Below are 14,549 nucleotides of genomic sequence, written 5' to 3'. Positions count from 1 at the left end.
TGACCGCCATGACCAATCAGACCGCCCCGTTCTGGGACCGCGCCGCCCGCAGCTATGCCGCCCGGCCGGTTTCCAACCCCGAAGCCTATGCCATCACCCTTGAACGCACGCAGGCCTATCTGCACGCCGATGACAAGGTGCTCGAACTCGGCGCCGGCACGTCGTCCACCGCGATCACCCTTGCGCCGCATGTGGCCGAGTACACCGCCAGCGACATCTCGTCCGAGATGGTGCGCATCGGGCGTGAAAAGGCCGAAGCCGCCGGCGTCGCCAATCTGAGCATTGTGACCGGCGAGTTGGGCGACGCGGCGCTCGGGCAAGGCCCGTTCGACGCGGTGCTGGCATTCAACCTGCTGCATCTGTGCCCCGATCCCGGCGCCGAGGCCGTCAAGGCCCATGCGATCCTGAAACCCGGCGGGTATTTCATCACCAAATCCGCCTGCCTCGGCACCGGCCTGTTCCGCGCGCTGTGGCCCCTGATCGCCGCGATGCGCCTTGTCGGGAAGGCCCCGCCGGTGCGGTTCCTGTCGCGCGCGGGCCTTGAGCGGATGATCCGCGAAGCGGGTTTCGAGATCGTCGAGACCGGCGATTATCCGACCCGTCCGCCCAGCCGCTTCATCGTTGCCCGGAAAGCCCCGTCCTGACGGCCCATTCTGGACAAGCGGTCCGCCCCGCCCTAGCCTCCGCGCGACAGCGCCATCGGGGGGAGGGCCGGCATGAACCAGAGCGTGATCCGCATCGCCGAATGCCCGGCTGACGATCCCGCCTGCGTTGCGACCCTGAAGGCCGGGCTGGGCCCGGGCCCCTTCGCGCTTGTTGTGGTATTCGTGTCGCCCGAGGCAGGCGAGCCCGGCAGCCTTCTGTCCGGCCTGTCGCAGGCTTCCCATCCCGCACCGGTCATCGGCTGCACCACGGCGGGCGAGATCGGCGCAATCGGCTATGCCGAGGGGCTGGTTGTCGCCGTGGGCTTCCCCGCTGCCGAGTTCGGGGCCGAAACGCTTCTGGTGCCCGATCTGTCGCGGCTCGACGCCCAGACGGTGATCGGCGACCTTATCCGCGCGCGCGGCACCCTGACGCAGGCGCATCCGGGCTGGGACAACGAATTCGTTTTCCTGATGATCGACGGGCTGTCCACGAAAGAGGACGAATTCGCCTCGATGATCGCGCCGGGCCTTGGCGGCGCGCAGCTTTTCGGCGGCTCGGCGGCGGACGGGTCGCGGTTTCTGGAAACCTTCATCTTCCACGACGGACAAGCGTTGCGAAACGCCGCCGTTCTGGCGCTGGTCCGCAGCCGCTGTGAAATCCGGGTCTTCCGGTTCGATCATTTCCAGCCCACCGATACCCGCATGGTCGTGACCGGCGCCGACCCCGCACGACGCACCGTTCAGACGATCAACGCCGAACCCGCCGCCCAGGAATATGCCCGCCTTCTGGGCAAGGACCCGCAGCAGCTGAGCCCGTTCATCTTCGCCGCGCATCCGGTCGTCGTGCGGATCGGCGGGCGCCATCACGTCCGCTCGATCCGGCAGGTCGACGACAATGGCGACCTGATCTTTTACTCCGCCATCGACGAAGGGCTGGTGCTGACACTGGCCGAGGCGCAGGACATGTCAGACCATCTCGATACAGCCCTGCGCAGCCTGTCTCGCAACGGTACGCCCCCCGACGCGATCCTGGCCTGCGATTGTGTTCTGCGCCGGATGGAGGCGCAGGAAAAGCAGCTCACCACCCAGATTTCGTCGCTGCTGCGCGCCCATCGCGTCACTGGCTTCTCAACCTATGGCGAACAGCTCAACGCCATGCATGTGAACCAGACCCTCACCGGCGTCGCCATCTACCCGCCCGTGGTCAGTCCATGAGCACCCGCCCGCACACGCCGCGCGGAGAGATGGCGCGCGCCCTGCTCGACCCTGCCGACACCGCGCCGCGACAAACCGAGAAGCTGTTGCAGATCGTCGCTGTCCTGATGCGCCGCGTCGAACAGGGCACCGACCAGTCGGGCGCGGCCTATGCGCAGTTCGAGCGCGCGGCGATGCTGGAAGATCAGGTCCGCGCCCGCACGCGCGAGCTGGAAACGGCGCTGGATCTGCTCAACGAATCGAATGCCCGCCTTGCCGCTGCCAGCCGGGAAACCGAAGCCGCGCGGCGCAACCTGACCGACGCGATCGAGACGGTGCAAGAGGGGTTCGGCCTGTTCGGCCCCGACGATGTTCTGGTCCTGTGCAATTCCCGCTTCGGCCTGCAGCTTCGTGATATCCGCGACCGGCTGATCCCCGGCATGTCCTTCGCCGATTACGTCGAGGTGGTCAGCGCCTCGGGCCATCTGCGCCTGCCGGACGGGCTCAGCCCGCAGGACTGGGCGCTGCAACGCCTGCGCCGTCACCGCGACCGCTCGACCAGCTTTACCGTCGAGCTGACCGGCGATCTGTGGTTGCAGGTCAGCGAACACCGCACCGGCGACGGTGGCACGGTGATCTTGCAGACCGATGTGACCGATATCATCCGCGCCGAGCGCGAAGCGCATGGCCGGATGATGGACGATCAGGCCCGCATCGTGCGTGCCACGCTCGACCATATCAGTCAGGGCGTGTGTATTTTTGACGCCGAGGCCCGGCTGGTGGGCTGGAATGACCGCGCGGCCGAGCTTCTCGCCGTGTCGCGCACACGCTTCCGGCAGGGCGCGGCCTTTGCCGATCTGGTCGCGCGGATGATGGCCAGCCAGCGCGCCGACGCGCAGGGGCTGAACACGCTGCTGGCCTGGGTCGGCACGCCCGGACCGCGCCCGCCGCTGCGGTTCGACATGACGCGCGCGGGCGATGTCGTGCTCGATACCTTTTCGCAGGAAATGCCCGACCGGGGTTTCGTGATTTCCGTCACCGATGTCACGTCCGAACGCAGCGCCATCGCCGCGCTGTCGCGCGCCAATGAAACGCTCGAGGCCCGCGTGGCTGACCGCACCCGCGAGCTGGGCGAGGCGCTCGCCCATGCCGAACGCGCCAATGCCACGCGCTCGCGCTTCGTCGCGGCGGCCTCGCACGATCTGTTGCAACCGCTGTCGGCGGCCAAGCTGTTCCTCGCCTCGATGGAGGATGAACCGCTCAATCCCCGCGCCCTCGACGCGCTGGCCAAGACCTGCTCGGCGCTGGAATCGGTGGAAAGCATCCTCGACGCCCTGCTCGACATTTCGCGGCTTGAAAGCGGACGGCTGAGCGTGCGGCAGGAAGCCGTGCCGCTGGGCCCGCTACTGGCCCGGCTTCATCAGGAATTCTTCCCCATCGCCCAGGATCGCGGCCTGTCTTTGCGCCTGCGCCCCACCGATGCCGTGGTGCTGTCAGACCCGGTCTGGCTGCGGCGGATCTTGCAGAACCTGATTGCCAATGCGATGCGATACACGCCCTCGGGCGGCGTTCTGGTGGGCGTGCGCCGCGATCAAGGCGGGCTGCGCGTCGAAGTTACCGATACCGGCCCGGGCATCCCCGCCGAAGAACACGAGGCAATCTTCCGCGAATTCCACCGCCTGAATGCCCGCGCCTCGGCCTCTGAAGGGATGGGGCTGGGCCTTGCCATCGTCGAGCGCGCGACGGCGCTTCTGGGCCATGAGATCACGCTCGATTCCCGGCTCGGCCATGGCTCGCGCTTCATCCTGCATCTGGGCGCCCCCGCGCAGGACAATGCCACGCGGCCCCGCGCGCCCGATCCGCGCAATCCCCGCGCCAGCCTGCCACGCGGGCTGTTGGGGCTGCTGGTGGCCGAAGACGCAGAGATGCGCCGCGCGCTGGCCCATCTGCTCGAAGGCTGGGGCGTCGATATCCTCGACGTGCCCGATGCCGACGAAGCCCTCGGTCTGACCGCCGAGATCGCGCTTGCGCCCGATTTCGTGCTGATCGATTGCCGCGCGGGGGCCGAGGATGCCGGTTTCGCGCTGATCCGCGACCTTGCCGCGCGCTATGGCACCCTGCCCGCGCGCCTGCTCACCGCCAACCGCGACGAACCGCTGCGCCTGCGCGCGCGCCGCGCGGGCGCGCCGCTGCTCTACAAACCCGTCGACACCCATCAGCTCGAACGCTTCATCGCCCAGCTGATCCCCCGCGCGCCCTGATCCGCTTGCCGCGCCGACCTGTCCATTGGTCGCATCCCCCCGGCGCAGCGCTTGTGTCGCGCCGGGCACCGCCCCATCATGGCCCGGGATCTGCCAGGGAGGAACCGGCGTGAGCCAGACCGACATCGCCAGCATCGACGACGTCCAGCGCCTGCTGGCCGGACAGAACTACGTCTGTGGCCGCGCGCTCGCCACGGTGAGCTTTCTTGCCCTGCGGCTGGGCCGTCCGCTGTTTCTCGAAGGCGAGGCCGGCACCGGCAAGACCGAGATCGCCAAGGCCATCGCCGCCGCTCTCGGCCGCCGCTTGATCCGGCTGCAATGCTATGAAGGCCTCGACGCCGCCTCGGCGGTCTATGAATGGAATTTCGCCGCCCAGATGGTCGCCATCCGCGCTGCCGAGGCGACCGAGGATACCGACCGCGAGGCGCTCAGGGCCGACCTCTTCGGTCCCGACTATCTGATCGAACGCCCGCTTCTGCAGGCCATGCGCCCTCAGGACGGCGGCGCGCCGGTGCTGCTGATCGACGAGATCGACCGCACCGACGAGCCGTTCGAGGCCTTCCTGCTCGAAGCGCTCAGCGACTTTCAGGTGACGATCCCCGAACTCGGCACGATCAGGGCGCCCGAGCCGCCGATCGTCATCCTGACATCGAACCGCACGCGCGAAGTGCATGACGCGTTGAAGCGCCGCTGCCTGTATCACTGGGTGGATTATCCCGATTTCCCGCGTGAACTCGAGATCCTTCAAGCCCGTGTCCCCGAAGCCGCCGAAAGCCTCTCGCGCGAGATCGTCGCCTTCGTCCAGCGCCTGCGCACCGAAGATCTGTTCAAAAAGCCGGGCGTGGCGGAAACCATCGACTGGGCCAAATGCCTGCTCGCGCTCGACGTGATCAGCCTCTCGCCCGAGGTGATCGCCGACACGCTGGGCGCCATCCTGAAATACCAAGACGACATTGCCCGCCTGCAGGGCTCGGAAGCCAAGAAGATCCTCGACGAGGCACGGAAAACCCTCGCCCCCGCCTAAACTTCACTTTGCCGCAAATACTCCACGGGGGTCCGGGGGTGTGAAACCCCCGGCGCCCTCCCCCAAATCGGGACGCCTGCCTTGGAATACCCCGACCTCGCTTTGCCCGAGCATCCCAGGCTCACCGAGAACCTCACGCATTTCGCGCGGGCGCTGCGCAAGGCCGGGCTGCCGGTCGGGCCGGGCCGGGTTCTGACGGCGATCGAGGCGGTCGAGGCGGCGGGCTTCACCTCACGAACCGATTTCTACTGGACCCTGCACGCGGTCTTCGTGTCGCGCCCTGAAGAGCGGCAGGTCTTCAATCAGGTCTTCCGCCTGTTCTGGCGCGATCCGCGCTACATGGAGCACATGATGTCGCTCATGCTGCCCGCCATTCGCGGCGCGCAGGAAGAAGAGAAAGCCGCCGCCGCCGCCAAACGCGCGGCCGAGGCGCTGCTCGACGGGGCCGAGCCGCCGCTGCCCCCCGAACGCGACACACCGGAAGACGAAGAAACGAAGATCGAGATTGACGCCACGCAGACCGCCTCGAACGACGAGAAACTGCGACAGCTCGATTTCGAACAGATGTCGGCGCAGGAACTGGCGCAGGCGCGGCGCATGCTGGCGCGCCTGGCTTTGCCGGTGAAGCCGCTCAAGACCCGCCGTCTGACCGCCGATGCGCTCGGTCGGCGTGCCGACTGGCGGCGCACGCTGCGCCACGCGGTGCGCACCGGCGGTGAAGTCAGCCAGCTGGCGCGGCGCAAGCCCTCGACGCGCTGGCCCGCCCTTGTGGTTCTGTGCGACATCTCGGGGTCGATGGCGTCCTATTCCCGCATGGTGCTCCATTTCGTGCACGCCGTCGCGAACCGTCAAGGACAGGGCTGGGCCAAGGTCCACGCCTTCACCTTCGGCACGCGGCTGACCAATATCACCCGCCACCTGCGCACCCGCGACGTAGATACCGCGCTCAACGCCGCCGGGCGCGAGGCGCGCGACTGGCAGGGGGGCACCCGGATCGGCGAGTGTCTGCACAGCTTCAACCACGACTGGTCGCGCCGCGTTCTGGGTCAGGGCGCCGTGGTGCTGCTGATCACCGACGGGCTCGACCGGGGCGAGCCTGCGGCGCTCTCGCGCGAGATGGAGCGGCTGCACCTGTCATCGAAGCGGCTGATCTGGCTCAACCCGCTGCTGCGCTGGGACGGGTTCGCGCCCAAGGCGCAGGGCGTGCGCGCGATGCTGCCGCATGTCGACGTGATCCGCGCCGGGCATTCCATCGCCTCGCTCGAAGCGCTGGCGCAGGCGCTGTCGGATCCCCGAGATCATGGCGAGAAGGCGCGGCTGGCCGCCCTGCTGACGCAATAGGCGCTTTGTCCGCCCGCGTTGCAGCTTTGCACAACCGATAGACGAGATCCGCCCAAATGCGATGCTTCGCCGTGCGATGGGCGCATCGCTGCTGCACGGCACCACCTGCGACGTTACGTCACCACACAGCCCCCTTGGATCGCGGCAGTGCAAAACCAATTGTAGGAAAGGCGCCCGGGACCTCCCCCCTTGGCGCGCCCGCAACGAAGCGGGTCGAGTCCCTGCCGCCGCGTCCCTCCTCCTCCCTCCGGACGCGGCGGCCTCGCACTCTCCCCCGCCCTGATCCGTGACCGTTGCAGCCTGATCGGTCCGATGCGCGAACGTCTCGGGATGGCCCCGATCCTGCCCAACGCAACCTTGTGATCGGATAGCGGCGACATCCCGCCGACGCCGCTCATCGGCTTCTTTTACTGGACTTGCGCGCTCTGCGGGCCGCCCGAAGGCCCTCTCGCAAAGGTCGGGGGCTTCGGACGCGGTGGAACTTTCCCGCACAGCGCTCGTTACTGACCGCAAACGACGAGTTAGGAGTCCCTATGCGACGCAGTCTCAGAACGACGACCGCTATTGCCACCAGTATCGCGCTGGCGATCCCCCTCGCCCTGCCGGTGAGCGCGCAGGTCCAGCGCCCGGCGGATATCGATGAATCGATCTGCGCGGCGGATATGTCCCAGCGCGATTGCCGCCGCGCCGTGCGTCAGGCTCGGCAGGAACTGCGTCAGGAATTGCGCGCCCAGCGTCAGCAAGGCGGCGCAGCCGGTCAGGCGGGCGATCGTCCGGCGGGTCAAGTTCCGGGTCAGGCCCCCGCTCAGGGTCAGGCGCAAGGTCAGGGGCAGGTTCCGGCCCAAGCTCAGGGACAAGGCCAAGGACAGGGCCAAGCGCAGGGCCAAGGACAGGGTCAACGCCAAGGCCAAGCACAGGCTCAAGGCCAAGGTCAGGCGCAAGCTCAGCCGCAAGCCGAAGAACCGCGTGCTCAGGCGCGTCCGCAGCCGGAATCGGTCGAAGACCTGCAAGGCATGCTGGGCGGAGGCGGCGACAACGCGTCGCAAGAACCCGCGCGTCGCGCTCCGGATCCACAAGCCGAGCCGAGCGGAACGCTTCCGCCGGAAGTGCAACAATCTCAATCCGTCGAGCAGGCGGGCGACGGCTCGGTCCCTCAGGGCCAGTCGCAAAGCGAAGCTCAACGCCAGCCCCAGCGCCGCCCGCAAGCCGGTGGCGGTGAATCGGCTGCCGCGCAGGCCGCAGCTGGCGGTCAGGGCGATCAGAGCATGGCCGCTTCGGGCGGTGACAACGGCGCCGTCGAGGAAACGACCGAGACCGTGACAGAAGATTCGGTGCGTCGCTCGGACGAGACCTTCGATGAGGCCCGTGAACGCCGCCGCGCCCGCCGCGCCGAGCGCCGCGCGCAGGCGCAAGAGGGCTCGCAGGGCGATGGCACGGCCGGTCAGCAGGTGCGCGACCGCAACGACGATGACGACGGCATTCCTGACTTCCTGACCGGCGCCGTTGTCGGTGCAGCCGGTGCGCTGATCGTGGGCTCGCTTCTGGACGATAACCGCGAAGTCGTGTCGACCTCGGATGACCGCGTTGTCGTGCGTGACCAATACGGCGATCTGCAGGTGCTGCGCGACGACGACGCGATCCTGCGTCAGCCGGGCAGCGAAGTAACGACCCGTCGCTATCAGGACGGCTCGAGCGAGACCATCGTCACGCAGCCCGATGGCGGACAGGTTGTGACCGTGCGCAACGACGAAGGCCGTGTGGTGAAACGCGTGGTGATCGCGCCGGATGGCCGTCGCACGGTGCTATTCGACGACACGGTGACGGTGGACTCTGTCGACGTGAACACCCTGCCCGAGCCCAACCGCACCGCCGCGCCTCAGGTCGATCCGGGCAACGAGGATGCCCTGCGCGCCGCATTGCTCAGCGAAACCCGCGCCAACCGCAGCTTCTCACTCAATCAGGTCCGCCAGATCGACCGCGTGCGCTATCTCGCCCCGGCGGTTCAGGTCGAGAACATCACCTTCGAGACCGGCTCGGCCGCGATCTCGCCCACCGAGGCACAAGAGCTTCTGGCTCTGGGTGAGCTGATGACCGGCATGATCGCCGACAATCCGAACGAGGTGTTCCTGATCGAAGGCCACACCGATGCTGTCGGCAGCGATGTGTCGAACCTGACGCTCAGCGACCGCCGCGCGGAAACGGTGGCGCGGGCCCTGACCGAGTATTTCGGGGTCTCGCCCGCGAACATGGTCCTGCAGGGCTATGGCGAAAGCGATCTGCGCATCCAGACCGATGCGGCCGAGCGCGAAAACCGCCGGGTCGTGGTGCGCCGCATCACCCCGCTGCTGCAAACCGCGCAGCTTCAGTAAACAGCGGCCCGTTGCGAAACGTCTGACATCAACCCCGGCGCCCCGTGCGCCGGGGTTTTCCTTTGCATGGATCGCGGCCAAGGTCGTATTGGCATTGTCTGCGCCCCATGCGCATAGTTCGTTGCGCAGAGTTCGCCGGGAGGAGCCATCATGACCACCGATCCGATCCACGACCGCATCCCCGAAATCGCCCTTGACTGGCACAAGGACGGGCGCGGCGCGGCGCTTGCCACCGTGATCGAAACATGGGGCTCGGCGCCCCGTCAGGCGGGCAGCCAGCTTGCCATTTCGGGGACGGGCGAGATCATGGGCTCGGTCTCGGGCGGCTGTGTCGAAGGCGCTGTGGTGGTCGAGGCGCTTGAAGCGCTCGACGATGGCCAACCGCGCATCCTGACCTTTGGCGTCAGCGACGACACGGCCTTTTCCGTGGGCCTCGCATGCGGCGGGACCATTCGCGTGCTGCTCGAGCCGGTGGGCAAGGCCCTGCCCCTGTCGATGCTCGACGCCATCGTCGAAGCCCGCGCCGCGCGCAAGCCCATCGCCTATGGCATCATGCCCGAAAGCTGGGAACGCCGCCTTCTGGGCCCCGCCGAGTTGCCCGACCGCTTCCGCACCGACAAGTCGGGGCTTGAGGAAAGCGGCGAGTTCATCGCGCTGTTCAACCCGCCGCTGCGGATGCTGATCGTCGGCGCCGTGCATATCGCGCAGGCGCTGGTGCCAATGGCGAAGATCGCGGGCTACGATCCGGTGCTGATCGACCCCCGCGATGCTTTTGCCAGCGACGGGCGTTTCCCCGACACGGTGATCCGCCACGATTGGCCGGACGAAGGCCTGCGCGCCGAAGGGCTCGACGCGCGAACCGCCGTCGTCACCCTGACCCATGACACCAAGCTCGATGACCCGGCGATCCTTGAAGCGTTAAAGTCTGACGTTTTCTATCTCGGTTGCCTCGGATCAACCCGGACCCATGCCAAGCGTCTGGAAAGGCTGAAAGAAGCGGGTGTCACCGACGACCAGATCGCCCGCATCTACGCCCCCGTCGGGCTGGATATCGGCGCGAAGACCCCGTCTGAAATCGCGGTCTCGGTCCTTGCGCAGGTCACCCGGGTGCTGAGGCAGGTCTGATGGATTTCGGACCCGTCCCGCTTGATCAGGCGCTTGGCGTGGTGCTTGCGCATTCCGTCCCGCTGACGAAAGGGCGGCTCAAGAAGGGCAAGGTGCTCGAACAGGGCGATCTCGACGCGCTGGCTGCGACGGGCCTGCAACAGGTGATCGCAGCCCGGCTCAGCCCCGGTGATACCGACGAAGACGATGCCGCCCTGACCCTGGCGCGCTCACTGGTGCGGGGCGCTGACGGGCTTGAATTGCAAGCGGTCGGCACCGGTCGGGTGAATGTGCTTGCCACCGGGCCCGGTCTTGCGCGGATCAACGCGGCCAAAGTCGACGCCGTCAACGCTGCCGATCCGGCGATCACGCTGGCGACCGTTCCGCGCTGGCACCGGATGGATCCGGGCGGCATGGTGGCGACGGTGAAGATCATCGCCTATGGCGTTGAAAAGAAAAACCTTCACGCAGCTGCTGCGCAAGCCGAAGGCGGGTTGTCGCTGGCACAACCGGTGATCCGAAACGCGGTGATGATCGAAACCGTGGTCGGCAAGGGTCTGGGCGACAAGGGCCACCGCGTCACGCAGGAACGGCTGCGCCGGCTGGATGTCAACCTCGGCCCGGAAGCCCTTGTTGCGCATGAAGAAAATGCGCTCGCAGAAGCCATCACGAAAGCCGAGGGCGAGATGATCCTGATCCTCACCGCCTCGGCCACCTCGGATATCCGCGACGTCGCGCCGTCGGCGCTGCGGCGTGCGGGCGGGACGGTCGAGCATTTCGGGATGCCGGTCGATCCCGGCAACCTGTTGTTCCTCGGGCAACTGGACGGGTGCCCTGTCGTCGGTCTGCCCGGCTGCGCGCGCTCGCCGGCGCTCAACGGGGCGGATTGGGTGCTTGAGCGGCTGATCTGCGGTGTGCCCATCAGCGGCGCGGATATCCGCGCGATGGGTGTGGGCGGGCTGCTCAAGGAAATCCCCACGCGCCCCCGCCCGCGCGACCGTCGCGAATAGCGTCAGACCGCCTGTGCGGCGGCGATAGCCTTGGTGAATTCGGCCTTCAGAAGCTCAATATCCTCAACCCCGACCGACACCCGGAAGAACCCCTCGGTGATCCCGACGGCGGCGCGCGCCTCGGCCGAGACGTTGCGGTGCGAGGACGAGTTGGGATGCGACAGCGTCGTCCCAATATCGCCCAGCGTCGGGGCAAAGGCCAACTCAGGCGCGCCCCGGGTCAGCGCGTTGGCCTGCGCCCGGCCGCCGTCGATCTCGAAGCTGACCATATGCCCGCCCCGCTCGCCCAGCAGCGACACGGCGCGGTTATGGTCGGGGTGATCGGCGCGCGTCGGGTACAGAACCTTCTTGATGCCCGGCAAGGTGGCGAGGTGATCGGCCAGCGCCGCCGCGTTCGCCTCGGCCCGGTCATAGCGCAGCTCGAACGTGTAGATCCCGCGTTCGGCCAGCCAGCAATCGAAGGGGCTTGCCGTCATGCCCGTGGTCACGGCGAAATCGTAGATCGCCTTGCGCAAGGCCGGATCTCTGGCCGCGACATAGCCCAGCGTGGCATCGGAATGACCGGCAAGGATCTTCGTCACTGAATGTATGACAATATCCGCGCCGTGATCGAAGGGCCGGAACCCGCGTGGCGTGGTAAAGGTGTTGTCGACGACCAGCAGGATCCCCCGCTCGCGCGCGATGGCGGCGATGCCTTCGAAATCGGCGACCCGCAGAGTGGGGTTCGAGACGACCTCAAGCAGGATCATCTTCGTCTCGGGCCGGATCGCCGCGGCAAAGGCCTTGGCATCCGTCGAATCCGCCAGCGAGGTCTGGATACCGAAGCGGTTCAGATCCTGCGTCATCAGCCGCAACGAACGCCCGTAAAGCTGATCGCCGCCCAGAATGTGATCGCCCGCGCTCAAGACGCCCATCAGCGCCGCCGTCACCGCCGCCATGCCCGAGCCCGTGACGATCCCGCCCTCGGCGCCTTCGAGCATGTCGATCTTGGCCGCCAGAACCTCGGCATTGGGATGGCCTTCGCGGGCATAGGTGAAGCCCGGATTCGAACCCAGATACTGCGCGTCGAGCGTGTCGGGATCGGGCGACGCATAGACCACCGAGGGCTGCAGCGGCGTCACCACGGGGCGCGAGGCCCCTTGCGGCCATGGCGTGCGGCGGATCAACGACGGGGTATCGGACATGCGCGGCTCCTTGAACTATCGCTTGTTCATGGCACGCGCCCGATCCCCCCGCAAGTCAAAGCAAAACCCCCGGCAGGCGGTGCCGGGGGTGCATATGGGATGGCCTGAAAAGCGTCAGTCGCGGCGCGCGCGCAGGGCGGCCCAGGCGCCCGTCACGGCAAGCGCCGCCACGGCGATCTTTACCGCGTCGCCCAGCAGGAAGGGCACCATGCCCGCGCTCACGGCGCCGGACAGGTCGAGCGGCGTCACCGCATAGAGCCATGCGATGCCCGGCACGTACAGGACGACAGATGCCAGCAGCCCCGCCACTCCCGTGCCGACGAACCCGCGCGCGACGCCGCGCTCGGCCAACAGCCCGGCTACGAAGGCCATGCCGACAAAGCCAAGCAGGAAGCCGCCGGTCGGCCCCATCATGTAGGGCAGCCCGAAATGGCCGGAGGCGAAGACCGGCAGACCCAGCACGCCTTCGATCAGATAGGCGACGACGGCCGCCGCGCCCAGCCGCGCCCCCGCCGTCAGGCCGACCATCAGAACGGCAAGCGTCTGCAGCGACATCGGCACCGGCAGCATCGGCACGCTAACCTGCGCGCCAAGCGCGATCACCGCCGAACCGCCAAGCACGGCTAGCGCCTTGGTAAGAAGCGAGGCGCCTGCCGACGCGTGAAGAAGGGTGTGCTGGGCCATGAAAATCTCCCTCGGCTCTGGTCCATGAGGGCTCATTGATTGCGGGCGCCCGGTATCCGGTCAACCACCCAATCCACAGGGTTTCACGATTGGGGCCGGATGATTTGCAAATCGCCTGCTTTGCAAAACCTGGAAATTTACAATCGCCGCGCGCCGCGAAATCAGCGCGTCGCCCCGGTCGATTTTGTCGCCTTGTCACATCATCCGGGCAGTGGCATTCAGCGACCCATGATCGACACGCCCCTTGCCCCCGAATCGCAGCCGACCGGGTCGGCCCAATCCCCCGATGCCTCGGCGCGCGTCGCGCTGGTGACCGGCGCCTCGCGTGGCCTCGGTGCCGCGCTGGCCGAGGCGCTGGCCGCCGATGGCTGGCACATCGTTGCGGTCGCCCGCACCACCGGCGCGCTTGAAGAGCTCGACGACCGCATCCAGTCGGCGGGCGGCGCGGCCACGCTGGTGCCGGTCGATATCAACAATGACGACGCGATGCGCCAGATCTGTCTGTCGATCTATCAGCGCTGGGGCAAAGTGGATCTGTGGGCGCATACCGCCGTCCATGTGCCGCCGCTTTCGCCCGCCGGGCATATCGCGACCAAGGATTGGGACAAGACGCTGGCCACGACGCTGCGCGCGACGGGCAGCCTGATCCCGATGATTGAACCCCTGCTGCGCGGTTCTGAGAGCGGCAAGGCGCTGTTCTTCGACGATGCAAGCTGGCGCGACGGTGACAAGGCCGCGAAGTTCTTCGGTGCCTATGCGGCTGCCAAGGCCGGGCAGATCGCGCTCGCCCGTGCATGGCAGGAAGAGAATGCCGGGCTGAGCGCCGAGCGCGCGCCGCAGGTTCTGATCGACACGCCCGCGCCGATGCCCACCGCGACCCGCGCGCGCTTTTTCCCGGGCGAGGACCGTGAACAGCTCACCACATGCCAGGCGGAAGCGGCGCGTATCCTGTCGCGGCTCGCCTGACGCCCGCGCGAACCGATCCCAAGAAAAAGGCCGGGCGCGATGCCCGGCCTTTTTCATCTGGCTTCCGGCGCGATCAGCGCTCGGAGATCAGGATCGTCGTGTTGTGCACGCGCGAGCGGTTATAGGTGCCCGCCCAGATATCGTATTGCCCCGAACGCGGGTTCGAGAAGCGGATCAGCGGGTCCAGCCCGTTGAAATCGTCGTTGCAATACCACTGGCCCGACGGATCGTTCACCAGCAGCATCGTGTCACCCGGCGCGCTGACATAAATCGTCAGCGGATAGCCACCGGCACGGTAATGCAGACGCCAGTCGGGCGCGTTGGCGAACCAGCCGCCGCCGGGGCAACCGCCGCCGCCGCCGAAATGGTGATCACCGCCCGCGCGCACGGTGCGGGTGCGCGGATCGGGCAGGAAGCCCGCATTCAGCGTGATCGAGCCATAGGACGGCCGAAGGTTGTAATTCTGCGCCTCGGCCTTGCCGGGGACCATGGCGGACAGGCCGGCCAGAGCCAGCGCCGCGACCGCCGCGAATTTCATTGTCTTGAACATGATTGCCTCCATCGCACTTCAAAATACATAACTTAAATCAGACCGACCCGCCCGTTTCGGTAGCGACGCTTTGTCGGGGCGCCGTTTCGCAATGTGCGGGTCGCTCCACCGGATCGGGCTGGATGCTGCCCGGATTTTCCCAGCGTGTCCAGAAGGTTTCACCGTGCTCATGGCTTTGTTAGCTTGCGTGTTCGGGCCGATTTGACCACGATCGGTTT

General features: G+C 67.3%; 12 protein-coding genes. 9 read left to right on the top strand and 3 right to left on the bottom strand.

Translation table 11 applies throughout. The features are described from left to right. Positions 1 to 8: 8 nt before the first annotated feature. From JI664_RS05870 to JI664_RS05835, 8 genes are all read left to right on the top strand, one after another. Entirely contained in the window at positions 9 to 644 is a 636-nt protein-coding gene (locus JI664_RS05870) for a class I SAM-dependent methyltransferase (protein WP_207012787.1), read from the top strand. 72 nt (positions 645 to 716) lie between these two features. Continuing rightward, positions 717 to 1,859, top strand: coding sequence for an FIST N-terminal domain-containing protein (locus JI664_RS05865; protein WP_207012786.1), 1,143 nt, complete (start codon positions 717 to 719; stop codon positions 1,857 to 1,859). 29 nt (positions 1,860 to 1,888) lie between these two features. Then, a complete protein-coding gene (locus tag JI664_RS05860; protein WP_207012851.1) occupies positions 1,889 to 4,099 on the top strand; it encodes a hybrid sensor histidine kinase/response regulator in 2,211 nt (736 codons plus the stop codon). Positions 4,100 to 4,208: 109 nt separating this feature from the next. Beyond that, positions 4,209 to 5,123, top strand: coding sequence for an AAA family ATPase (locus tag JI664_RS05855; RefSeq protein ID WP_207012785.1), 915 nt, complete (start codon positions 4,209 to 4,211; stop codon positions 5,121 to 5,123). 81 nt (positions 5,124 to 5,204) lie between these two features. Next, positions 5,205 to 6,464, top strand: coding sequence for a vWA domain-containing protein (locus JI664_RS05850; protein ID WP_207012784.1), 1,260 nt, complete (start codon positions 5,205 to 5,207; stop codon positions 6,462 to 6,464). Between the two features lie 533 nt (positions 6,465 to 6,997). Beyond that, positions 6,998 to 8,833, top strand: coding sequence for an OmpA family protein (locus tag JI664_RS05845; protein WP_207012783.1), 1,836 nt, complete (start codon positions 6,998 to 7,000; stop codon positions 8,831 to 8,833). A gap of 150 nt (positions 8,834 to 8,983) precedes the next feature. Continuing rightward, positions 8,984 to 9,958, top strand: coding sequence for an XdhC family protein (locus JI664_RS05840; RefSeq protein WP_207012782.1), 975 nt, complete (start codon positions 8,984 to 8,986; stop codon positions 9,956 to 9,958). Beyond that, the gene (locus JI664_RS05835) at positions 9,958 to 10,947 is read left to right on the top strand and encodes a molybdopterin-binding protein (protein WP_207012781.1); all 990 of its coding nucleotides are present in this window, start codon (positions 9,958 to 9,960) and stop codon (positions 10,945 to 10,947) included. The genes JI664_RS05840 and JI664_RS05835 overlap by 1 nt, the downstream gene beginning before the upstream one ends. Positions 10,948 to 10,949: 2 nt before the next feature. On the opposite strand, the gene JI664_RS05830 is transcribed toward JI664_RS05835, so the two are convergent. Next, the gene (locus JI664_RS05830) at positions 10,950 to 12,131 is read right to left on the bottom strand and encodes a trans-sulfuration enzyme family protein (protein ID WP_207012780.1); all 1,182 of its coding nucleotides are present in this window, start codon (positions 12,129 to 12,131) and stop codon (positions 10,950 to 10,952) included. Between the two features lie 114 nt (positions 12,132 to 12,245). Further along, on the bottom strand, positions 12,246 to 12,815 hold the full coding sequence (locus JI664_RS05825) for a biotin transporter BioY (RefSeq protein WP_207012779.1): 570 nt from the start codon (positions 12,813 to 12,815) through the stop codon (positions 12,246 to 12,248). Between the two features lie 228 nt (positions 12,816 to 13,043). Between JI664_RS05825 and JI664_RS05820 the strand changes: the two genes are divergently transcribed. Then, on the top strand, positions 13,044 to 13,781 hold the full coding sequence (locus JI664_RS05820; protein WP_207012778.1) for an SDR family NAD(P)-dependent oxidoreductase: 738 nt from the start codon (positions 13,044 to 13,046) through the stop codon (positions 13,779 to 13,781). 73 nt (positions 13,782 to 13,854) lie between these two features. Here JI664_RS05820 and JI664_RS05815 read toward each other — a convergent pair whose 3' ends face one another. Beyond that, positions 13,855 to 14,331 (bottom strand): peptidase S1, encoded by a 477-nt coding sequence (locus JI664_RS05815; RefSeq protein WP_207012777.1) that lies wholly within the window; start codon positions 14,329 to 14,331, stop codon positions 13,855 to 13,857. Between the last annotated feature and the right edge of the window lie 218 nt (positions 14,332 to 14,549).

It is taken from the genome of Rhodobacter sp. NTK016B (assembly GCF_017303295.1).
Taxonomy (GTDB): domain Bacteria; phylum Pseudomonadota; class Alphaproteobacteria; order Rhodobacterales; family Rhodobacteraceae; genus Pararhodobacter.
The sequence above is the reverse complement of the archived record's forward strand: the minus strand, read 5'-3'. Positions and strand labels throughout refer to the sequence as shown.

What these genes read in the sequence shown, in the direction of transcription:
- JI664_RS05845 (WP_207012783.1), top strand. Translation starts at nt 6,998, where the DNA reads ATGCGACGCAGTCTCAGAACGACGACCGCTATTGCCACCAGTATCGCG.
- JI664_RS05835 (WP_207012781.1), top strand. Translation starts at nt 9,958, where the DNA reads ATGGATTTCGGACCCGTCCCGCTTGATCAGGCGCTTGGCGTGGTGCTT.
- JI664_RS05870 (WP_207012787.1), top strand. Translation starts at nt 9, where the DNA reads ATGACCAATCAGACCGCCCCGTTCTGGGACCGCGCCGCCCGCAGCTAT.
- JI664_RS05840 (WP_207012782.1), top strand. Translation starts at nt 8,984, where the DNA reads ATGACCACCGATCCGATCCACGACCGCATCCCCGAAATCGCCCTTGAC.
- JI664_RS05860 (WP_207012851.1), top strand. Translation starts at nt 1,889, where the DNA reads ATGGCGCGCGCCCTGCTCGACCCTGCCGACACCGCGCCGCGACAAACC.
- JI664_RS05825 (WP_207012779.1), bottom strand. Translation starts at nt 12,815, where the DNA reads ATGGCCCAGCACACCCTTCTTCACGCGTCGGCAGGCGCCTCGCTTCTT.
- JI664_RS05820 (WP_207012778.1), top strand. Translation starts at nt 13,044, where the DNA reads ATGATCGACACGCCCCTTGCCCCCGAATCGCAGCCGACCGGGTCGGCC.
- JI664_RS05865 (WP_207012786.1), top strand. Translation starts at nt 717, where the DNA reads ATGAACCAGAGCGTGATCCGCATCGCCGAATGCCCGGCTGACGATCCC.
- JI664_RS05815 (WP_207012777.1), bottom strand. Translation starts at nt 14,331, where the DNA reads ATGTTCAAGACAATGAAATTCGCGGCGGTCGCGGCGCTGGCTCTGGCC.
- JI664_RS05830 (WP_207012780.1), bottom strand. Translation starts at nt 12,131, where the DNA reads ATGTCCGATACCCCGTCGTTGATCCGCCGCACGCCATGGCCGCAAGGG.